At 61.7% G+C, this 21,272-nt stretch carries 15 protein-coding genes; 2 read left to right on the forward strand and 13 right to left on the reverse strand.

Annotated features, from left to right (window positions below; all coding sequences use genetic code 11):
* Positions 1-45: 45 nt before the first annotated feature.
* The 8 genes from gcvP to arcD (C1X29_RS09035) all read right to left on the reverse strand — a co-directional run bounded on the left by gcvP (position 46) and on the right by arcD (C1X29_RS09035) (position 10,663).
* Positions 46-2,898, reverse strand: coding sequence for an aminomethyl-transferring glycine dehydrogenase (gene gcvP, locus C1X29_RS09000; protein ID WP_102717268.1), 2,853 nt, complete (start codon positions 2,896-2,898; stop codon positions 46-48).
* A gap of 10 nt (positions 2,899-2,908) precedes the next feature.
* A complete protein-coding gene (gene gcvH, locus C1X29_RS09005; protein WP_074688335.1) occupies positions 2,909-3,292 on the reverse strand; it encodes a glycine cleavage system protein GcvH in 384 nt (127 codons plus the stop codon).
* Positions 3,293-3,598: 306 nt separating this feature from the next.
* The gene (locus C1X29_RS09010; RefSeq protein WP_085745196.1) at positions 3,599-5,107 is read right to left on the reverse strand and encodes a sigma-54-dependent transcriptional regulator; all 1,509 of its coding nucleotides are present in this window, start codon (positions 5,105-5,107) and stop codon (positions 3,599-3,601) included.
* Positions 5,108-5,367: 260 nt separating this feature from the next.
* Positions 5,368-5,730, reverse strand: a complete 363-nt coding sequence (locus C1X29_RS09015; protein WP_011335628.1) for a DUF5064 family protein — start codon at positions 5,728-5,730, stop codon at positions 5,368-5,370.
* A gap of 62 nt (positions 5,731-5,792) precedes the next feature.
* On the reverse strand, positions 5,793-6,722 hold the full coding sequence (gene arcC, locus C1X29_RS09020) for a carbamate kinase (RefSeq protein ID WP_007951187.1): 930 nt from the start codon (positions 6,720-6,722) through the stop codon (positions 5,793-5,795).
* A gap of 142 nt (positions 6,723-6,864) precedes the next feature.
* A complete protein-coding gene (locus C1X29_RS09025) occupies positions 6,865-7,875 on the reverse strand; it encodes an ornithine carbamoyltransferase (protein ID WP_011335626.1) in 1,011 nt (336 codons plus the stop codon).
* A 69-nt stretch (positions 7,876-7,944) separates the two neighbouring features.
* Positions 7,945-9,201, reverse strand: coding sequence for an arginine deiminase (gene arcA / locus C1X29_RS09030; RefSeq protein WP_102717269.1), 1,257 nt, complete (start codon positions 9,199-9,201; stop codon positions 7,945-7,947).
* A gap of 34 nt (positions 9,202-9,235) precedes the next feature.
* Positions 9,236-10,663, reverse strand: a complete 1,428-nt coding sequence (gene arcD / locus C1X29_RS09035; RefSeq protein WP_085745194.1) for an arginine-ornithine antiporter — start codon at positions 10,661-10,663, stop codon at positions 9,236-9,238.
* A 450-nt stretch (positions 10,664-11,113) separates the two neighbouring features.
* Here arcD (C1X29_RS09035) and arcD (C1X29_RS09040) point away from each other — a divergent pair, with 450 nt between their 5' ends.
* Positions 11,114-12,541 carry an arginine-ornithine antiporter gene (gene arcD / locus C1X29_RS09040; protein ID WP_007951183.1) on the forward strand — a complete coding sequence of 476 codons (1,428 nt, stop codon included), beginning with the start codon at positions 11,114-11,116 and terminating at the stop codon, positions 12,539-12,541.
* Positions 12,538-13,389, forward strand: coding sequence for a DNA-3-methyladenine glycosylase (locus C1X29_RS09045; RefSeq protein WP_102717270.1), 852 nt, complete (start codon positions 12,538-12,540; stop codon positions 13,387-13,389). Before arcD (C1X29_RS09040) ends, C1X29_RS09045 begins: the two co-directional genes overlap by 4 nt.
* A 229-nt stretch (positions 13,390-13,618) precedes the next feature.
* On the opposite strand, the gene C1X29_RS09050 is transcribed toward C1X29_RS09045, so the two are convergent.
* From C1X29_RS09050 to C1X29_RS09070, 5 genes are all read right to left on the reverse strand, one after another.
* Positions 13,619-14,968, reverse strand: coding sequence for a CoA transferase (locus C1X29_RS09050; protein ID WP_102717271.1), 1,350 nt, complete (start codon positions 14,966-14,968; stop codon positions 13,619-13,621).
* A 38-nt stretch (positions 14,969-15,006) separates the two neighbouring features.
* Positions 15,007-17,145: a methyl-accepting chemotaxis protein gene (locus C1X29_RS09055; RefSeq protein WP_085745425.1), complete on the reverse strand. Its 2,139-nt coding sequence runs from the start codon at positions 17,143-17,145 to the stop codon at positions 15,007-15,009.
* 180 nt (positions 17,146-17,325) lie between these two features.
* Positions 17,326-17,721, reverse strand: coding sequence for a YbaN family protein (locus tag C1X29_RS09060; RefSeq protein WP_085745191.1), 396 nt, complete (start codon positions 17,719-17,721; stop codon positions 17,326-17,328).
* A gap of 169 nt (positions 17,722-17,890) precedes the next feature.
* On the reverse strand, positions 17,891-18,487 hold the full coding sequence (locus C1X29_RS09065) for a biliverdin-producing heme oxygenase (protein ID WP_085647314.1): 597 nt from the start codon (positions 18,485-18,487) through the stop codon (positions 17,891-17,893).
* Positions 18,488-18,598: 111 nt separating this feature from the next.
* Positions 18,599-21,184, reverse strand: a complete 2,586-nt coding sequence (locus C1X29_RS09070) for a TonB-dependent receptor (protein WP_102717272.1) — start codon at positions 21,182-21,184, stop codon at positions 18,599-18,601.
* Between the last annotated feature and the right edge of the window lie 88 nt (positions 21,185-21,272).

Genomic DNA, 21,272 nt, shown 5'->3' on the forward strand with positions numbered 1-21,272 from the left:
ATCAGGCACGCATGAAAGGGGCGGGCGAACCCGCCCCCTTACAGGTCAAGCGTAGCTTTCGATCGACGGGCAGGCGCAGACCAGGTTGCGGTCGCCGAACACGTTGTCGACGCGACCGACCGGCGGCCAGTATTTGCCTTCGATCAACGACGCCACCGGGTACACCGCCTGTTCGCGGCTGTACGGGTGAGTCCACTCGCCAACCAGTTCCGCTGCGGTGTGCGGAGCGTTCTTCAGCGGGTTGTCGTCCTTGTCCAGCGTGCCGTTTTCCACTGCGCGGATTTCTTCGCGGATGCGGATCATGGCGTCGCAGAAGCGGTCCAGTTCTTCCTTGGATTCGCTTTCGGTCGGCTCAATCATCAACGTGCCGGCCACCGGGAACGACATGGTCGGGGCGTGGAAGCCGAAGTCGATCAGACGCTTGGCGACGTCATCGACGCTGATGCCGCTGCTGTCTTTCAGTGGGCGCAGATCGAGGATGCACTCGTGCGCCACCAGACCGTTGCTGCCGGTGTACAGCACTGGGTAGTGCTCTTCCAGGCGACGGGAAATGTAGTTGGCATTGAGGATCGCCAGCTGCGAAGCGCGCTTGAGACCGGCACCACCCATCATGCGAATGTACATCCAGGTGATCGGCAGAATGCTCGCGCTGCCGAACGGTGCTGCACAGACCGCGCCTTCCTTGCGCTCCATGTGGCCGTGGCCCGGCAGGAACGGAGTCAGGTGCGATTTCACGCCGATCGGGCCGACGCCCGGGCCGCCACCGCCGTGCGGAATGCAGAAAGTCTTGTGCAGGTTCAGGTGCGAGACGTCGCCGCCGAACTTGCCCGGTGCGCAGAGGCCGACCATCGCGTTCATGTTGGCGCCGTCGATGTACACCTGGCCGCCGTTGTCATGAATGATGCCGCAGATTTCGCGGATGCCTTCTTCGAACACGCCGTGGGTCGACGGGTAGGTGATCATCAGCGCCGCGAGGTGTTCACGGTGCTCGATGGCCTTGGCGCGCAGGTCTTCGATGTCCACGTTGCCACGGGCGTCGCACGCGGTCACGACCACGCGCATGCCGGCCATGTTGGCGGTCGCCGGGTTGGTGCCGTGGGCGGACGACGGGATCAGGCAGATGTCGCGACGGTCTTCGCCACGGCTCTGGTGATAGGCGCGAATCGCCAGCAGACCTGCGTACTCACCCTGGGAACCAGCGTTCGGTTGCAGCGAGATCGAGTCGTAACCGGTGGCGGCGCAGAGCATCGCTTCCAGTTCGTCGGTCAGTTGCTGGTAACCGGCGCTTTGCTCGGCCGGGGCGAACGGGTGCAGGGCGCCGAATTCGGCCCAAGTCACCGGGATCATTTCGCTGGCAGCGTTGAGTTTCATGGTGCACGAACCCAGCGGGATCATGGTGCGGTCCAGTGCCAGATCCTTGTCCGCCAGTTTGCGCAGGTAGCGCATCAGCTCGGTTTCCGAGTGATAACGGTTGAACACCGGGTGGCTCAGGATCGGCGACTGACGAACCAGCGCGGCAGGAATGGTGCTTTGCGCGGCAGCGGCGAGAGCAGCGAAATCAGGCAAAGCCTTGCCGTCGGCGAACAGGTTCCACAGGGTTTCGATATCCGCCAGGGTGGTGGTTTCGTCGACCGACAGACCCAGACGCTGGGCATCGATCACCCGCAGGTTGATCTGTTGAGCGCGAGCCTTGTCATGCAGCGCGGCAGTTTGCGCGCCGGTGGCCAGGGTCAGGGTGTCGAAGAAGCTGGCTTGCTCGACGGTCACGCCCAGTGCGCTCAGGCCCTTGGCCAGGATCGCAGTCAGGTGATGCACGCGGTTGGCGATCTGGGTCAGGCCTTTCGGGCCGTGATACACGGCGTACATGCTGGCGATGTTGGCCAGCAGCACTTGCGCGGTGCAGATGTTCGACGTGGCTTTCTCGCGGCGGATGTGTTGCTCGCGGGTCTGCATCGCCAGACGCAGGGCCGGCTTGCCGAAGCGGTCAACCGAAACACCGACCAGACGGCCGGGCATGTCGCGCTTGAACGCATCTTTGGTGGAGAAGTAAGCCGCGTGCGGGCCACCAAAGCCCAGCGGAACGCCGAAACGCTGGGCGCTGCCGATCGCCACGTCGGCGCCGAACTCGCCCGGCGGGGTCAGCAGGGTCAGGGCCAGCAGGTCAGCGGCCACGGCGACCAGTGCGTTGGCAGCGTGGAAGCGTTCGGTCAGTTCGCGGTAGTCGAACACATCACCGTTGCTGGCCGGGTATTGCAGCAGCGCACCGAAGAACGGCGTCACGTCGGTCAGTTCGCGTTCATCGCCCACGACCACGTCGATGCCCAGCGGCTCGGCACGGGTGCGCAGTACGTCGAGGGTTTGCGGGTGGCTGTGGATCGAGGCGAAGAATTGGTGGCTGCCCTTGTTCTTGCTCAGGCGTTTGCAGAAGGTCATGGCTTCGGCAGCGGCGGTGGCTTCGTCGAGCAGGGATGCGTTGGCGATCGGCAGGCCGGTGAGGTCGCTGATCAGGGTCTGGAAGTTCAGCAGCGCTTCGAGACGGCCTTGGGAAATTTCTGGCTGGTACGGGGTGTAAGCGGTGTACCAGGCCGGGTTTTCCAGCAGGTTGCGCAGGATCGGCGACGGCGTGTGGCAGTTGTAGTAGCCCTGGCCGATGTAGGTCTTGAACAGTTGGTTCTTGCCGGCGATGCCTTTGATCATCGCCAGGGCATCGGCTTCGCTCAGGCCGTCGTCGAGGCCTAGCACGCTGGTGCCCTTGATGCTTTCCGGGATGACGCTGGCGCTCAGGGCTTCGAGCGAATCGAAGCCGAGGCTGTTGAGCATGGCTTGCTCGTCACCGGCGCGCGGGCCGATGTGACGGGCGATGAATTCGTTGGCGGTGCCGAGATTTACTTGGGTCATGTCAGGTTCCTCAGGCTTCGGCTTGGGCTTTGATCAGGCGGTCGTAGGCGTCTTGATCCAGCAGCTTGGCGACGGCCGAAGCGTCGGCTGGCTTGAAGCGGAAGAACCAGCCTTCGCCCAGCGGATCTTCGTTGACCAGCTCAGGGCTGTCTTCCAGGGCCGGGTTGGTGGCCAGGACTTCACCGTCCAGTGGCATGTAAACGCCGCTGGCGGCTTTTACCGATTCCACGGTGGCGGCTTCGGCGCCTTTGTCGTACGCCTGCAATTCAGGCAGTTGCACGAACACCACGTCGCCCAGGGCGTTCTGCGCGAAAGCGGTGATGCCAACGGTGACAGAACCATCGGCTTCGGCGCGCAGCCATTCGTGATCTTCAGTAAAACGCAACTCGCTCATGGAATCTCCTAGGGGCCAGACTCGTCTGGTGGACGCGGTGGAATACTCGGGCGGCAATGCCCTGATTTTATGAGCGGTTACTTAGCAAGAACGCGGCCAACATAAAAATATCGTTATAAATCAATGGCTTGATCGATTTGTGAGCAAGCGCGATCACGTTGGCTGTAGCGAAATCGCTACAGCGTGAGGCGAAGAAAAAAGCTGAACCGGATCAAAGCCTTGCACAGCGGTGATCGAAGGAGGGTGTAGCGATATCGTTCCGCTGTAGCGCTTTCAGTACAGATGGAGGTCGTTTTTGGCGCGGTCTCAGGCTTTGTCCGGAATCCCGTACTTGCGCAGCCGATGGGCAATTGCGGTGTGCGAGGTTTGCAGGCGGCTGGCCAGTTGGCGGGTCGAGGGATAGCTGACGTAGAGTTTTTCCAGCAGCGATTTCTCGAAGGCTTCGACGGCTTCTTCGAGGCTGTCGACGTCGGTGTCGGTCTGGCGTGCCACCGAGGTGCCGGCGATGTCGAGGTCGCCGATGTCCACCAGGCTGCTTTCGCAGATCGCAGCGGCGCGGAAGATCACGTTCTGCAATTGCCGCACGTTGCCCGGCCAGCGGTTGCCGAGCAGCGCCGGGTAGGTGCCCGGTGCGAGGCGGCAGACCGGGCGCTGGATCTGCGCGCAGGCCTGCTGCATGAAATAGCGCGCCAGCAACAGAATGTCCTGACCGCGTTCGCGCAACGGCGGCACTTCAACGTTGAGCACGTTGAGGCGGTAGAACAGGTCTTCGCGGAACAGGCCTTCGCTGACCATTTTTTCCAGGTCGCGGTGGGTCGCGCTGAGGATCCGCACGTTGACCTTTACCTCACGATCGCCGCCGACCCGACGGAAGCTGCCGTCATTGAGAAAACGCAGCAGTTTGGCCTGCAAGTACGGCGACATCTCGCCGATCTCGTCGAGGAACACCGTGCCCTGGTTGGCCAGTTCCATCAGCCCCGGTTTGCCGCCGCGTTGTGCGCCGGTAAAGGCGCCGGGGGCGTAGCCGAACAGTTCGCTCTCGGCGAGGTTCTCCGGCAGGGCCGCGCAGTTCAGTGCGAGGAATGGCGCGCTGTGCCGGGCGCTGATGGCGTGGCAGGCGCGGGCCACCAGTTCTTTGCCGGTGCCGGTTTCGCCCTGGATCAGCAGCGGCGCATCGAGGGCCGCGACGCGCTGGGCGCGGGCCTTGAGGGTGCGGATTGGCGGCGATTCACCGAGCAGCGCATCGAAACCTTCGGCGTGATCGTGATGCAGCGCCGAGAGTTGTTCGCCGATGCGGTTCGGCTGATACAGGGTCAGCAGGGCGCCGGCGTCGGTGATCGGTGTGGCATCCAGCAACAGGGTCTGGCCATTGACGGTGATTTCCCGCAGCGGCAGGCGGAAGCCTTGTTCGAGCAGGGTTTCGAGCAGGCCCGGATCGTTGAACAGTTCCGAGACGCTTTCGCCCGCCGGCTCGCGGCCGTACAAGGCGATCAGCGCCGGGTTGGCCAGCAGCACCTTGCCGGCGCTGTCCAGCGCCAGTACCGGGTCGGTCATTGCCGCGAGCAACGCGTCGAGCTGCAAGTGCCGACGCTGGCCGGGGAGGATGTCGACCACGGTTACTGCTTCTACACCACGCACGCGAAACAGCGCATCTTTCAGTTCTTCGAGCACTTGCGGGCTCAAGGTCGGGGCGTCGATGTAGACGTTGGGCGGGATCATCTCCACCGCATCCAGATTGAGATTGCGCCCGCCGAGGATAGCCAGGACTTCCTGGGTGATGCCGACGCGGTCGATGAAGCTGACGTGGATACGCATGGGGCGGTTCTGGGTTCTGGAGTGCGGAGGGGGGCAAGTATGCCTTAAATCAAAAGCACCCTCACCCCAGCCCTCCCGAAGCGTCGGACCGCCCGGAGGGAGAGGGAGCTGACCGAGGTGTCTGAGGTTTGACATCGACCTGAAAGAACCAGTCGATTATGGATTCGGTAAAGCAGGTTCAGGTCGGCGTAACTCTGAAATATCCCCGGATCAGTCCCCTCTCCCTCCGGGAGAGGGTTAGGGTGAGGGGCTTTTGGGGGTTACTCGAAATGCTCGGGATTGACCGGATCCCCGGATTTCATATTCAACTTCATGCGGATGTCTTCAAACATCAGGTCGTAATGCTTGTGCACCGAGCCGATCTGGCTGTGGCTCTTGGGGATCCCGTACTTTTCGGCGATCTGCGTCACGTTACGAGCGAAGTTATAAGCTTCCTCCTTGGGCAGAAAGAACGGTTCGTTGACCTCTTTGCCCTGCATGCTGCCATGCAGGGTGAACTGTATCCCTTTGCCTTTCTGGGGATCGGTGAACACTTCATAGTCGAGGTGCACGTTGTAATTGACGTCGTCGTCAGTCAACGCATGCCGCTCAATATGCAAATGACCGGGTTCGAACTGGGCCATGGGTTTCTCCTTTCAAGGCATGGGAGAAGGGCAGACATGAAGTCTGCCCCCGGAGTTTCTTTTTATCGGTAGGTGATGCCCGGCGCTGCCGTGCTGACCCGCGTACCGGCGGTGCCCTGGACGATGGCTTCGATGTCCGAGAGCGAACCGATCACCGCGACCTTGCCAGTATGGCGTGCAAATTCACAGGCTGCCTGCACCTTCGGCCCCATGGAGCCGGCGGCGAAGCCCAGGCGTTCGAGTTCGTCCGGGTGGGCCTGGGCGATGGCTTTCTCGGTGGGTTTCTTGAAGTCGATGTACGCCGCGTTGACGTCGGTGGCGATCACCAGCAAGTCCGCCTCCAGCTGTTCGGCCAGCAGCGCCGAGCACAGGTCCTTGTCGATCACCGCTTCGATGCCTTGCAGCTTGCCGTGAGCGCCATACATGGTCGGGATGCCGCCACCACCGGCGCAGATCACGATGCTGCCCTTGTCCAGCAGCCACTTGATCGGGCGGATTTCAAAGATGCGTTTCGGCCGCGGGCTGGCCACCACACGGCGGAACTTGTCGCCGTCCGGGGCGATGGCCCAGCCTTTTTCAGCGGCGAGTTTTTCTGCTTCGGCCTTCTCGTAGACCGGGCCGATCGGTTTGGTCGGATTCTTGAAAGCCGGGTCGTTGGCATCGACTTCGACCTGGGTGAGCAGGGTGGCGAACGGGACTTCGAAGTCCAGCAGGTTGCCCAGTTCCTGTTCGATGATATAGCCGATCATGCCTTCGGTTTCGGCACCGAGCACGTCCAGCGGGTAAGGGGTGACGGAAGTGTAGGCCGCCGCCTGCAACGACAGCAGGCCGACTTGCGGACCATTGCCGTGGGCGATGACCAGTTGGTTGCCGGGATGGATCTTGGCGATTTGCTCGGTGGCGATGCGGATGTTGGCGCGCTGGTTGTCAGCGGTCATCGGCTCACCACGGCGGAGCAGGGCGTTACCGCCCAGAGCTACGACGATACGCATGGTGCATGTCCTTTTCGTGTTGATCGTTCCCACGCTCCCGCGTGGGAATGCATCCCGTGACGCTCTGCGTCACAGCGGACGCAGAGCGTCCGGGGGCGGCGTTACCACGCGGAGCGTGGGAACGATCAGTGCCAAAGCCGGGTTACAGGTCTGCCAAAGTCGACACCAGAATCGCCTTGATGGTGTGCATGCGGTTTTCCGCTTGCTCGAAGGCGATGCAGGCCGGCGACTCGAACACGTCGTCGGTCACTTCGATGCCGTTTTTCAGGTGCGGATACTGTTCGGCGATCTGTTTGCCGACCTTGGTATCGCTGTTGTGGAACGCCGGCAGGCAGTGCATGAACTTGGTGCGCGGGTTGCCGGTGGCTTTCATCAGCTCGGCGTTGACCTGATACGGCAGCAGTTGCTGGATACGCTCGGCCCAGGCTTCCACCGGTTCACCCATCGATACCCAGACGTCGGTGTGGATGAAGTCCACGCCTTTGACCGCCGCTTTCGGATCTTCGGTCAGGGTGATGCGGGCGCCGCTTTCCTCTGCGTATTTTTTGCAGCGATCGACCAGATCATCGTGCGGCCACAGGGCTTTCGGCGCGCAGATGCGCACGTCCATGCCGAGTTTGGCGCCGATCAGCAGCAGCGAGTTGCCCATATTGTTGCGCGCGTCGCCCAGGTAGGCGTAGCTGATCTCGTGGATCGGCTTGTCGGCGTGCTCACGCATGGTCAGCACGTCGGCAATCATCTGGGTCGGGTGATATTCATCGGTCAGGCCGTTGAACACCGGCACGCCGGCGAACTTGGCCAGCTCTTCGACGATTTCCTGCTTGAAGCCACGGTACTCGATGGCGTCGTACATGCGACCCAGCACGCGGGCTGTGTCCTTCATGCTTTCCTTGTGGCCGATTTGCGAGGAGTTCGGGTCGATGTAGGTGACGTTGGCGCCCTGGTCATAAGCGGCGACTTCGAACGCGCAGCGGGTGCGGGTCGAGGTTTTTTCGAAGATCAGGGCGATGTTGTTGCCCTTCAGGTGTTGCTGCTCGGTGCCGGTGTACTTGGCGCGCTTGAGGTCGCGGGACAGGTCGAGCAGGTAGCGCAGCTCACGTGGGGTGTGGTGTTCCAGGCTGAGCAGATTACGGTTGTGAATGTTGAACGCCATGATGATTCTCCTTGGATTCGGTAATCGGCCCGGCCGCTACGGGATAGGTGCGGCCGGGGAGATGGTCGTTTAGTAATCGATAGGGTCGCGGATGATCGGGCAAGTCATGCAGTGGCCGCCGCCGCGGCCACGACCGAGTTCGCCGGCGCTGATGGTGATGACCTCCACGCCCGCCTTGCGAAGCAGGGTGTTGGTGTAGGTGTTGCGGTCGTAGCCGATGACCACGCCCGGCTCCACGGCCACCACGTTGTTGCCGTCATCCCATTGCTCGCGTTCGGCGGCGAAGCTGTTGCCGCCGGTTTCGACGACGCGCAGTTTCGGCAGGTTGAGGGCTTTGGCCACGACGTCGAGGAAGGTGCCTTCTTCGCGACGGATGTCGATGCCGCCCTGTTTGCTTTCGTCAGGGCGCAGGGTGAAGGCTACGATCTGGTTGACCACTTCCGGGAAGATCGTGACGAGGTCGCGGTCGCAGAAGCTGAACACGGTATCCAGGTGCATCGCCGCTCGAGACTTCGGCAGGCCAGCGACGATGACTTTTTCCACGGCCTTGTTCTTGAACAGGTTCAGTGCCAGTTGGCCGATGGCCTGACGGGATGAACGCTCGCCCATACCGATCAGCACCACGCCGTTGCCGATTGGCATGACGTCGCCGCCTTCGAGGGTCGAGCTGCCGTGATCTTTGTCCGGATCGCCGTACCAGATCTCGAACTCGGCGTTGGTGAACTGCGGATGGAATTTGTAGATGGCGGTGGTCAGCAGCGTTTCCTGACGACGCGCCGGCCAGTACATCGGGTTCAGCGTCACGCCACCGTAAATCCAGCAGGTGGTGTCGCGGGTGAACTGGGTGTTCGGCAGCGGCGGCAGAATGAAACTGGAGTGGCCGAGGAAGTCGCGGAACATCTGGATGGTCTTGCCACCGAAGCTGTCCGGCAGGTCGTCGGCGGACACGCCGCCAATCAGGAATTCGGCGATGTGTCGCGGCTCCAGGCTTTTCAGCCAGGATTTGACTTCGTTGATCAGGCCCAGGCCCACCGAATCGGCGGTGACCTTGCGCTCGAGGATCCAGTCCAGCGCTTCGGGGATGGCGACGATGTCGGTCAGCAGGTTGTGCATTTCCAGCACGTCGATCCCGCGCTCACGCATCTTGGTCACGAAGTCGAAGTGGTCGCGCTTGGCTTGAGCGACCCACAGCACGTCATCGAACAGCAGTTCATCGCAGTTGTTCGGGGTCAGCCGCTGATGGGCCAGACCTGGGGAGCAAACCATGACTTTGCGCAGTTTGCCGGCTTCGGAATGGACGCCGTACTTAGCTTTTTCCGTGGTCATTTCAGTGATCCTCCAGAGTGAAAACGTTGAGCAATTACAGAGTCAGGAAGCCGTCATACAGTCCGTAGGCTGCCACCAGGGCGCCCACGACCACTGCGGCGAAAATCAGCTTCTCGACGTTGGTGAAAACCGGTTGTTTGAGTTCGAGCTTGGCCTTGGCGAACAGGATCGCGCCGGGCGCATAGAGCAGGGCCGACAGCAGCAGGTACTTCACGCCGCCGGCGTAGAGCAGCCACACCGCGTAGATCAGGGCGATGGCGCCGATGATCAGGTCCTTGCGCCGTTCGGCCGCGAAGCCTTCGTAGCTTTCGCCGCGCACCGCCAGCAGCAGGGCGTAGGCCGCCGACCACAGGTACGGCACCAGAATCATCGAAGTGGCGAGGTAGATCAGCGACAGGTAAGTGCTGGCCGAGAACAGGGTGATGATCAGGAACAGCTGCACCATCGCGTTGGTCAGCCACAGGGCGTTGACCGGCACGTGGTTGGCGTTCTCCTTGCGCAGGAACTCCGGCATGGTGTGGTCCTTGGCGGCGGCGAACATGATCTCCGCACACAGCAGCACCCACGACAGCAACGCCCCCAGCAGCGAGATGATCAGACCGACGCTGATCAGCACCGCGCCCCAGTGACCGACCACGTGCTCCAGCACGGCGGCCATCGACGGGTTCTGCAGTTTGGCCAGTTCCGGCTGAGTCATGATGCCCAGCGACAGCACGTTCACCAGCACCAGGAACAGCAGCACGGTGATGAAACCGATCACGGTGGCTTTACCCACGTCCGAACGTTTTTCCGCCCGGGCCGAGAAGATGCTCGCGCCTTCGATGCCGATGAACACCCACACGGTGACCAGCATCATGTTGCGCACCTGGTTCATCACGCTGCCCAGATCCGGGTTTTTCACGCCCCAGATGTCAGCGGTAAAGATGTCCAGTTTGAAGGCGAAGATCGCGATCAGCACGAACAGCAGCAGCGGCACGACCTTGGCGACAGTGGTCACGAGGTTGATGAACGCCGCTTCCTTGATCCCGCGCAGCACCAGAAAGTGCACGCCCCACAGCAGGACAGAGGCGCCGATCACGGCAGCAACGGTGTTGCCTTCCCCAAAAACCGGAAAGAAGTAGCCGAGGGTGCTGAACAGCAGAACGAAGTAACCGACGTTGCCCAGCCAGGCGCTGATCCAGTAACCCCAGGCCGAAGAGAAACCCATGTAATCGCCGAAACCGGCCTTGGCGTAGGCGTAGACACCGCCGTCCAGGTCAGGCTTGCGATTGGCGAGGGTTTGAAAGACGAAAGCGAGGGTGAGCATGCCGACTGCGGTGATGGCCCAGCCAATCAGGACCGCGCCGACGTCGGCACTGGCGGCCATGTTTTGTGGCAAAGAGAATATCCCGCCACCGATCATTGAACCGACTACCAATGCAACCAGTGCACCTAGTCGTAGTTTTCCGGGAGCTTCAGACATTGCATGACTCCATTGCAGGAGAGAAGAGTTCACAGCGTAGTTCTGTTGGCTTTTCAAACAGCTGACTTAGATCAGTGCATGGTCACATTCCATTGTTAATGAATGACTTATGAAACGTCTGAAGGCATAAAGCTATTGTCTGGAAGGCCCGTCCTAGAGGCGTTTTGTCAAAAGTGGTTAAGAATGGATCCTATTACTTTCGAATTATCACGCTAGTTCCTTTTCAGGTTTTGGCAAATTTTTCACCGCTGTTTTCAGTACAGAATTGATTTATTAGGATTCGCGCACAAAACTGTCTGAGCGTGCTACGGCGTTAGCGCCAATGGCTATATATAAAGGGCGCAAGTTGGCGTTATTCAATAAACGTCATTACGCTTTATCCATTTAGTTAAAAGCCGGTTGCATAACGGTTTCGCGGCATTCGCCGCTCTGGAACTTGGAGACGCTGGAATGTCGCAACCGACGCAAAAGCTGCGCCTTGGCGCACTGATCGCCCTGGTGGTGGGTTCGATGATTGGCGGGGGGATATTTTCCCTGCCGCAGAACATGGCGGCCCGGGCCGATGCCGGGGCCATCCTGATCGGCTGGGGCATCACGGCGATCGGCATGCTCACCCTGGCCTTCGTGTTCCAGACCCTGGCCAACCGCAAACCGGAACTGGACTCCGGCGTGTATGCCTACGCCAAGGCCGGGTTTGGCGACTACATGGGCTTTTCTTCGGCGTGGGGTTACTGGATCAGCGCCTGGCTGGGTAACGTCGGGTATTTCGTGTTGCTGTTCAGCACCCTCGGCTACTTCTTTCCGGTGTTCGGTCAGGGCAACACGCCGATTGCCATCGGCTGCGCTTCGGTGTTGCTGTGGGCCGTGCACTTTCTGGTGATGCGCGGGATCAAGGAAGCAGCGCTGATCAATCAGTTGACCACCGTGGCCAAGATCATTCCGCTGATCATGTTCGTGGTCATCGCCGCCGTGGCCTTCAAGGCGGACGTGTTTACCCGCGACATCTGGGGCCGCAGCAACCCGAATTTCGGCGGCGTGATGGATCAGGTGCGCAACATGATGCTGGTCACCGTGTTCGTGTTCATCGGTATCGAAGGCGCCAGCGTTTACTCGGCGCGGGCGGAGAAACGCTCGGATGTGGGCCGCGCCACGGTGATCGGTTTTATCGGTGTGCTGGCGCTGTTGGTGCTGGTCAACGTGTTGTCGCTGGGGATCATGAGTCAGCCGGAACTGGCGACCTTGCAGAACCCTTCGCTGGCCGCCGTACTGGAACACATTGTCGGGCCATGGGGTGCGCTGCTGATCAGCGTGGGCCTGGCCATTTCGTTGCTCGGTGCGTTGCTGTCGTGGGCGCTGTTGTGCGCGGAGATCCTGTTCGCCACCGCCAAGGACAACACGATGCCGGCGTTCCTGAAAAAGGAAAACGCCAACCATGTGCCGGTCAATGCTTTGTGGCTGACCAACGTGATGATCCAGATTTTCCTGCTGATCACGCTGTTTTCCGCCGGCACTTACACCAGCCTGATTTACCTCGCCTCGTCGATGATTCTGGTGCCGTATCTGTGGTCGGCAGCCTATGCCGTGTTGCTCAGCGGACGGGGAGAAACCTATGAACATGCCTCCGCCGAACGCACCAAGGATCTGCTGATCGGCGGCATCGCGCTGTGTTACGCGGTGTGGCTGTTGTATGCCGGCGGGGTGAAATACCTGCTGCTGTCGGCGCTGCTGTATGCGCCGGGGGTGATCCTGTTCGCCAAGGCCAAACATGAGCAGGGCGAGCCGCTGTTCACCACGCTCGAGAAGGGGATTTTCACCTGCGTGATCGCCGGGGCCGGGCTCGCGGCGTATGGGTTGTACAGCGGCGTGTTGTCCCTGTGAGATTGCGGCTCGACTATCAGGGATCCTGCGACTGGCCGGCGATGCTCGGGTTTCTCGCGGCCCGCGCAGTGGTCGGGATGGAGACGGTGGCCGATGGCGTGTATTCGCGCAGCATCGGGTTGAACGGGCTTCACGGTACGGTTTCGGTCCGGCCCGGCGACGGTGATGCGCTGGAGGTGGAGCTGGATTTCCCGGATCCGTCGGCGGTTCCCGAGATTGTTGCGCGTTTGCGACGGATGTTTGATCTGGATGCGGATCTACCCACGATGCAGCGGCATCTGGGGGTAGATCCGCTGCTGGCGCGGCTGATCGCCGAACGGCCGGGGTTGCGAGTGCCGGGGGCGTGGGATGGTCTGGAACTGGCGTTTCGCGCGGTGCTGGGGCAGCAGATCACCGTGGTGGCGGCGATTCGGCTGGCGGGGAAACTGGTGGCGCAGTATGGCGAGCCTTTACGTTCTTCAGTGCCGGGCCTGACCCACGTCTTTCCTCAGGCAAAGGTTTTGGCAAACGCTGATCTGGCGGCGCTGGGCATGCCGAAAAGTCGCGGGCGGACCTTGTCCGGGGTGGCGCAGGCGTCATTGGACGATCCGCTGCTGTTTGCCTCCGGGACGGCGCGGTTGCTGGCGCTGCACGGGATTGGCGACTGGACGGCGCAGTACATTGCCCTGCGCCAGTTGCGGGACATGGACGGGTTTCCGACTGGCGATGTGGGGTTGCTGCGGGCGCTGGAAGTGCTGGAGGGGGAACGGGTGACGGCGCGGGAGTTGTCTGTTCGGGCTGAAGCCTGGCGGCCGTTTCGGGGGTATGCGGCGCAGGTGTTGTGGACATCCTTGAGTCGCTTTGACTGAATTTTTCGTATCCGTCTTGAAACCGCTGCCCTCACCCCAGCCCTCTCCCGGAGGGAGAGGGAGCCGATTGGGGATATTTGAGAAGTACACCGACTTGAACGTTCTGCATCGAATCCAAAATCGACTCGATCTCTCAGGTCGATGCATGGCGCCAGGCAACTCGGTCGGCTCCCTCTCCCCCCGGGAGAGGGCTGGGGTGAGGGCAGCAGTCTCAAACCATGCACAAACCTTAAATCCACTGCGGACGATGCGACCCCAACTCAGTTGCCGGCAAAACCCACTGCAGAGGCGTCCCGCTAATCTTCAGCGGGGCTTGAAGCCGATGCGCCGGCCCCCACGGTGTCTGCTCCACCAGCGAGCTTTGATCCTGTGGATTTTCCGGACGCAACGTTTCGTCCGTCCCAGCCCCACGCTCAACCAACAACTTCGCCGTCCGCGCCAGCGACAACCGTGCCGATCCACCTCGACCAGTGCGTAACCGTTCAGCCAGCAACCGAATCACACTCGCCGCCATCAGATACCCCGTCGCATGATCCAGCGCCTGCACCGGCAGCGGTGTCGGTTTGTCCGCTTGCTTCCAGCGCTGTCCGGCCTCGGCAATCCCGCTGCTCATCTGCACCAGACTGTCGAAGCCCCGACGGTTCTGCCACGGGCCGCTCCAGCCGTAGGCGTTGAGGCAGACATCGATCAGCCCCGGCGCCAGTTGCCGGCGGCGTTCGACGCCGAAGCCGAGATGTTCAAGGGCGTCGGCGCGATAGCCGTGCAGCAGAATGTCGGCGTCCTTGAGCAGGCTTTCGAACACTGCGCGATCTGCCGGAGCATGCAGATCCAGTCGCGCACAGCGTTTGCCCAGGGTCACTTCCGGCACCACGCCGGGTTCGTTCCAGGTCGGCGGGTCGATGCGCAGCACGTTGGCGCCGAGCCCTGCAAGAAAGCGGCTGGCGGTCGGGCCGGCCAGTACGCGAGTCAGGTCGAGCACCTTGAGCCCGGCCAATGGCCGCGCCACCGAGCCTTGCCAGGGTTGATGACTTACGTCTTTCTCATCACTGAAATGCACCAAGGGTTCGGCATTCACCGCCAGCCCTTGCGGATGTTTCTGCCACTGTTCCCAACTGCGCATTTCAGCCGCACAACCCTTGGACTCGACCACCGCTCGCTCCAGATCGGCACTGGCCCACTGCGCGACTTTCGCCGCCATTGCCGCGCGGTCGGCACAGGCACCGAGCACGCGTTCAGCGGCGGCGCGGTGATGCGGGGCGTTGGTGTGCAGGCGGATCCAGCCGTCTCGGGTTGCGTAGTCGCCGGCCACCGGATCCCACAGCGGCGGCACTTCCCAGCCGATCGGTCGCAGCGACGTGGCGAACCAGAACGAGGCGAGGCGGCGGTCGACTTCTACAGTGGGCAAGTCGCCGGTTTGCTGCTGAAGGAGTTCGGCGACAGCTTGCCCGGCAGCGGCAATGCTCGCGCAGGCAAGGTCGGTGACGGCAAACGCCGAGGGCAGGGCGCCCTCGGCGGTGAATGGAATCGGCGTGCGGGGCAAGCCGAGTGCGGCTTGAATGGACGTGAGCAGATCAGTCATCGAAGGCCCTCCGGAAGAGGGCCTGATCATAGATCAAATCAGACGCGGAACTGATCCATCAATTTCATCTGCTGGCTGGCCAGGGCGTTGAGCTGGCTGCTGATCGCCGCCGATTCGGTGGCCTGTTCGGTCAGGGTTTCGGTGACGGTACGGATCGCCGAGACGTTGCGGTTGACCTCTTCGGCCACGGCGCTTTGCTGTTCGGCGGCGCTGGCGATCTGCAGGTTCATGTCGCTGATCACGGTAACCGCGTCGCTGATCTTGCCGAGGGCGTCCACGGCCTGGCGGATCTGCCCGGCGTTGTTGTGAGCCTGGGTCTGGCTCGAGTGCATGGTCGCGACCACGCCACGGGTGCCGGTCTGGATGCGCTCGATCACCACGCGGATTTCTTCGACCGAATCCTGGGTGCGCTTGGCGAGGTTACGGACTTCATCTGCCACCACCGCAAAACCACGACCGCTTTCACCGGCACGGGCCGCTTCGATCGCGGCGTTCAGCGCCAGCAGGTTGGTCTGCTCGGCAATGCTGCGGATCACTTCCAGCACCGAACCGATCTGCTCGCTGTTGACTGCCAGCTCTTCGACTTCGGTCACGGCTTTGCTGACTTCATCGGCCAGTTGGTTGATGTCGCGGGTGCTGCGCTCGATGATCGACATCCCGTCCTTGGCCGACTGATCGGCGCCTTTCGCCGCGTTGGCCGCATTCGACGCGCTGTTCGCCACGTCGTGAGCGGTGGCGCTCATTTCGTTGGAGGCGGTCGCTACCTGATCGATCTCGCGGAACTGCACCTGCATGCCTTCGCTGGTCTGGCGGGCGATTTCCGACGACTGATCGGCGGTGCCACGGGCCTCGGTGATGCTCTGTTTGATCTGGGCGATGGTCGGTTGCAGCTTGTCGAGGAAGCGGTTGAACCAGTTCACCAGTTCGCCCAGTTCATCTTTCTTGGTGTAGTTCAGGCGCTGGGTCAGATCACCTTCACCGCTGGCGATGTTCTTCAGCATTTCGGCGACGCTGTTGATCGGACGGGTCACGCCGGAGGCGGTGAGCCAGATCAGCAGCAGACCGATCAGGCCGGCGATCACGGCCACCGCCAATGCGGTAATCGTGCCGGTTTGCTGCGCGTCGTCGAGCACTGCCTGGAGCTTGACCGAGTCGGCCAGCAGCACTTGTTTCGGCAGGTCGATGACCACGCCCCAGGCCTTGGAGTCGGCAATCGGGTTGACCGGATACACGGCGCGGATCAGGTCGCCCCGCTCGAGAATCTTCGGTGTGCCGGCACTCAGCAGTTGCAGCACGTCCTTGCCCTCGGCGCCGAGGGTGTCGCCGATGCTCTTGCCGACCTTGCCGGCATCAGCGCTGTAAGCACCGAGCACGCCGCTGCCGGAGACGATCAGCATGTGCCCGGCGCTGTTGAACAGGTCACGCTGAGAGTCCACGGCCGCCGCTTGCAGGGCGTCGAGGGCGATGTCGACACCGACCACGCCGATGGCCTTGCCGTCCACCAGCAGGGGCACGGAAATGGTGGTCATGAGCATTTCCTTGCCGCCCACGGTGTCGGCGTAAGGATCAAGCAGGCAGGTACGTTTGTTGTCGCGAGGGCAGGTGTACCAGCTGTTGTAAGGCGTGCCGCTGACGCTGAGGGTGGTCTTGTTCATGTCGTCTTCGACCATGATCGTGTTCAGCGACGGACCCGCAGCACGGCTCCAGTAACTGGCGAAACGTCCCGCCTCGTTGGACTGGCGCGCGGCATCGTTGGCGAATTCGCTGTCCTTGCCGTCCAGTCCGTTGGGTTCGAACGCCAGCCAGATGCCAAGCACCTTGCTGTTGCGCTCGAAGGCGGTTTTCAGGCTCTGGTTCAACTCTTCACGCAGGGCGCCGGCGTCCAGCGAACGCTTGGCGGCCATCACTCGCATGTCCTTGATCTGGTCGGCCAGGGCGGTGATCACCAACAGGCTCTCGCCGAAGGTTTTCTGCACCCGCACCGCTTGCTCGGCAGCCTTGGCCTGCAACAGGTCCTGCACGCTGGCGGTGAGCATCTTGCTGCTGGAAGCACTGACCAGTTCGTCGTTCTGGTTGGTCTGGTAAATGTTGATGCCAACGATCAGCGCGACCACACCGAGCAGGCAGAGGCCGGAGAGCAAGACGATTTTCAGGCGAATGGACAGAGAGTCGAACATGGGACGTTCTCGCGAATGGATGAGCTGTTGGCTAAGAGGCAGGAAGGTGCCCGGTTCGCCAAATCCATTCAGCGCCATTCAATGCTCATCGGCGCGAGGCGGGTACGCATGAGTTGCAAGCCGACGAACGGTCACGGCTAAACGTTTGCGCGAGTAAATGCCCTGAAAACAAGAGAAAAATCAGAAAATCTTCGGCAGCGCTTCCGGTCGCGACCAGATCCACAGGTTGCCCATCGTCATCCCGGCAATCGCCAGATAGATCGGCCAGCCGTGATCGAGCATCACCAGCATCAGCGTGGCGCACAGCAACATGCTGACGGTGGCGCTGACCTTGGCTTTGCGGGCGATGATCTTGCCGTTGCGCCAGTTACTCAGGATCGGCCCGAACAGCCGATGGTTTTCCAGCCAGGCACTCAGGCGCGGCGAACTGCGGGTCGCGGCCCAGGCGGCGAGCAGGATGAACTCGGTGGTCGGCAGGCCGGGCACGACGATGGCGATCAGACCGATGCCGAGGCTGACATAGGCGAGCAGACCGAACAGCAGGCGGGCGAGTCGGGAGGAGGCGGGTTGGGGCATGGGCTCAGCGAGAGGCTAATGTGACAGGGTGGGAATCTTACAGACTTACGCAATTCCTTGTGGGAGCTGGCTTGCCAGCGATAGCGTCCGGTCAGTCGACAGGGATGTTGTCTGACACGCCGTCATCGCTGGCAAGCCAGCTCCCACAGGTTTTACGGTGTGGCTGGGATCAGGCCGGTTCGGCTTCTGTGGCGTAAGCCTGTTCCAGCAGCACGGTAAAGCGGTTGAACGCGTCAATCGCGCCTTGCTCCACTTCGGCTTCCTCTTCAGCGCTGAATTGCAGCGAATCGAGGGTACGCACAAAGCTCTTCCAGCCTTCGGCGCGACCACCCTCAGGCTCGCCCAGATGACGGGCGCCAAAGGTTTCGCTCAGGTCCAGTGCAACGGCGCGTTTGATCAGGAACGCAGCACCGAGCTTGGAACCCTCGGACACGAAAATCCAGCCCAGGGCGCGGGCCTTGCTCGGGTTTTTCACCGCGCCGGCGACTGGCGCAGGCACTTCGGTGTCAAGGTCGGCGAGGTCGGCCCTGGCCGCTTCGGCGCGGCAGCGGGCCGGCAGGTCAGGGACGATGGCGGTCAGTTCGGCATCGTTGTACAGCGACACCAGTTCCGACTGGAACAGGTACTGCGCGACCACGAAACGGGCGAAGTTGGCGCGGGTCTCGAACGGCGCGTGGGCCTTGACCAGCGCATCGAGCTTGCTGTGCGGCTCGTGGGTGATCTGGTTCAGGCGTTGCGAACGCAGGGCTTTTTCCGGGGTGCTCATGAGATGTCCTTGAAAAGAAGAGGCGCTTGATAACGAGACGTACGGGCAAGCGCCGGACAGTAAAAAAACCTCACGGCGCGGCAATGCATGCGCGCCGTGAGGTCATCCGGATCAAATATCCCAGACCAGGTTGATCGCGAAGTTGCGACCCGGCTGGGTCAGGCGATCGAGGTTGGCCGGTTGTGTCACCGAGGCTTCGCCGACGCTGTCGTAACCGCGCACGTCATCCCACAGCCAGTATTTCTTGTCGGTCAGGTTGTAGATGCCGCCGCTGACGGTGACGTCGTCGGTGACCTTGTAATAACCGGCCAGATCGAGAATGCCGAAGCCCGGCGACTTGAATTGACTGCTGACACCGTCCGGCGATTTGAAGTTGCTGTCGTCGACGCGATCCTTCTTCTTGACCACGGTCCAGCTCAGCAGGCCGCCGTAGTTGTCCTGGTCATAACCGAGGCCGAACACGCCGGTCAGCGGGTTGACGCTGTTCAACGGCTCGCCGTTGTCGTTGTTGCGTCCATAGGCGTAGGAGATCGAACCCTGGGTGTACAAGCCTTGCGGCGCGCCGAAGGAATCCAGGTTCAGACGACCTTTGACTTCGGCACCCTTGATGGTGGCGTGCTTGATGTTGCTGGACTGGAACGTCAGCTCGCTGTAGCCCGGGGTGACGGCGTCTTCGTTGATGAAGTCGCGGTACTTGTTATAGAACACCGCCACGTCGAATGAGCCTTGCTCGAAGTTGCCGCGCAGGCCGGTTTCATAGCTTTTGCTTTTTTCCGGTTCCAGGTCCGGATTCGGCGCCACGTTGTAGCCGGTGGTGCTGTTCTCGAAGCGGCCGTAAAGCGCTTTCGCGGTTGGTGTGCGGAAGCCTTCGGCGTACTGACCGTACCAGGTGTAGTTGTCGGTCAGGGCGTAGGTCAGGCCGAATTTCGGCGAGACTTTATGCCAGGTCTTGTTCTCGTCGCTGACCGTGCCGTTGCCGTCGGCGGCCACGGTGTTGAGGAATTCCTGGGTGATGTGCGGCTTGAGCTGCGTGTAGTCGTAGCGCAGGCCCGGCAGGAAGGTCCAGTTGTTCCAGCTGATCTGATCCTGGGCGAACAGGCTGTAGGTGTTGATGGTCGGGTCCGGGAAGTCGCTGGATTTTTTCAGCACGTCAGCCGCGCTGGTGGCGCCGATGGCGGTGCAGCCGCGACCGACCGCCAGGCATGTGCCGTCGCCGCTGCGCGAGCCGGTAACTTTCTGCTGCTTGATGGTGGTGCCGTAAGTCAGCACATGATCGGTGGCGCCGATGCTGAAGGCCTTGTCCAGTTGCGCGTCGAAGACCCACTGTTTCTCTTCGTAGATCGTGTCGCGGGTGCGCAGCACTTTGCGGGTGATCGGGTAATAGAACTCGTCTGTGCTCTGGTCGGTCTTGGCGGTCTGGTGGTTGAGGCTCCACTTCACGTTGTCCGCCAGCAGGCTGTCGAGCCCGAAGCTGTGCTCCAGGCCAAAACGCTCGCGGGTGATGGTGTCGTTGCCGGTGCGCCACTGGTACATGCCGCCGGGCAGCACGCTGTTCGGGATCGTCGGGGCGCCGTTGAAGTATGGGCCACCGTAGGCGCTTTTCTGATCGGTGTCGCGATCATCCTTGTACTTTTCGTAGGTCAGGCCCAGGCGCGAACCTTCGTTGTAGTTCCAGCCGATCTTGGCCAGCACGTTGGTGGCTTTCACGTCTTCCGGGTTGGCGGCGGTGCGCTCAAGACCGGTGCCGTTGTTGCTGCCGTAGGAGTCGGTTTCATGACCGTCGCGCTGGCTGTAGTGCAGCAAACCGTCGAACTGGTCGGCGCGACCGGCGACGGTGGCGGATTTCAGCCAGCTCTCGTCGGCGGAGCTGTAGCCGGTTTTCAGGCGGGCACCGACGTCCTTGCCGGGCTTGATGATGTCGTCCGGGTCGAGGGTGTAGTAGCTCACGGCGCCGCCGATGGCGTTGCTGCCGTACAGCACCGAGGCCGGGCCACGGAGGATCTCGACGCGTTTGACGATTTCCGGGTCCACGTAATTGCGCTGGGTCTTGGCGTAAGGGCCGTTGAAGAAACCGTCAGGCACTTCGACGCCGTCGACCTGAGTCAGAATGCGGTCGCCGTCGATGCCGCGAATGTTGTAGCCGCTGATCCCGCCACGCTGGCCGGCGCCGCCGACGGACACACCCGGCTCGTAGCGCACCAGATCCTTGATGGTGTTGACGTTATTGCGGTCCAGATCCTGACGAGTCTGCACGGTGACGGTGGCCGGCACGCTGTTGATCGACTGTTCCTGACGGGTGGCGCTGATGGTCACCTGATCCAGGTTAAGCGCGCCGCTGCTGGCGCGTTTTTCCAGCACGACGTTGTTGTTGCTCAGTTTGCGGAAGCTCAGGTTGGTCCCCACCAACAGGCGCTCCAGGGCTTTTTCCGGTGGCAGCGAACCGCGCACGCCCGGCGACGACACGTCTTGACCCAATTCCGCCGGCAAACCGACCTGCCAGCCGGTGACGGCGGTGAACGCATTGAGCGCCGACACCAGCGGCTGTTGGGCAATGGCGAACGAGTAATCGCCCATGTTGCGCGTCGGCTGTTCGGTGGCGGCCATCAGCGGCGCGGTGCCGGCCATCAGGATGGCAGCGGTCAGCAGCGACAGCACGCGGGAAGGGGAAGAAGTCTGGCGGGTAAGGCGAGAGGACATCGATAGCGCTCCGTGTCGCACGAATCTTTATAGGTGCTGATTGATCTCGCGAGATGCGAATCAATTGCATTGGCTATAACGAGACGAA

The organism is Pseudomonas sp. GW456-12-10-14-LB2 (assembly GCF_002884345.1).
GTDB lineage: Bacteria > Pseudomonadota > Gammaproteobacteria > Pseudomonadales > Pseudomonadaceae > Aquipseudomonas > Aquipseudomonas paraglycinae.

Coding starts and splice junctions, on each gene's coding strand:
- C1X29_RS09060 (WP_085745191.1), bottom strand. CDS start 17,721: ATGCCCCAACCCGCCTCCTCCCGACTCGCCCGCCTGCTGTTCGGTCTG.
- arcD (WP_085745194.1), bottom strand. CDS start 10,663: ATGTCTGAAGCTCCCGGAAAACTACGACTAGGTGCACTGGTTGCATTG.
- C1X29_RS09050 (WP_102717271.1), bottom strand. CDS start 14,968: ATGACTGATCTGCTCACGTCCATTCAAGCCGCACTCGGCTTGCCCCGC.
- arcC (WP_007951187.1), bottom strand. CDS start 6,722: ATGCGTATCGTCGTAGCTCTGGGCGGTAACGCCCTGCTCCGCCGTGGT.
- arcA (WP_102717269.1), bottom strand. CDS start 9,201: ATGACCACGGAAAAAGCTAAGTACGGCGTCCATTCCGAAGCCGGCAAA.
- C1X29_RS09055 (WP_085745425.1), bottom strand. CDS start 17,145: ATGTTCGACTCTCTGTCCATTCGCCTGAAAATCGTCTTGCTCTCCGGC.
- C1X29_RS09015 (WP_011335628.1), bottom strand. CDS start 5,730: ATGGCCCAGTTCGAACCCGGTCATTTGCATATTGAGCGGCATGCGTTG.
- gcvP (WP_102717268.1), bottom strand. CDS start 2,898: ATGACCCAAGTAAATCTCGGCACCGCCAACGAATTCATCGCCCGTCAC.
- C1X29_RS09025 (WP_011335626.1), bottom strand. CDS start 7,875: ATGGCGTTCAACATTCACAACCGTAATCTGCTCAGCCTGGAACACCAC.
- C1X29_RS09010 (WP_085745196.1), bottom strand. CDS start 5,107: ATGCGTATCCACGTCAGCTTCATCGACCGCGTCGGCATCACCCAGGAA.
- C1X29_RS09065 (WP_085647314.1), bottom strand. CDS start 18,487: ATGAGCACCCCGGAAAAAGCCCTGCGTTCGCAACGCCTGAACCAGATC.
- arcD (WP_007951183.1), top strand. CDS start 11,114: ATGTCGCAACCGACGCAAAAGCTGCGCCTTGGCGCACTGATCGCCCTG.
- C1X29_RS09070 (WP_102717272.1), bottom strand. CDS start 21,184: ATGTCCTCTCGCCTTACCCGCCAGACTTCTTCCCCTTCCCGCGTGCTG.
- gcvH (WP_074688335.1), bottom strand. CDS start 3,292: ATGAGCGAGTTGCGTTTTACTGAAGATCACGAATGGCTGCGCGCCGAA.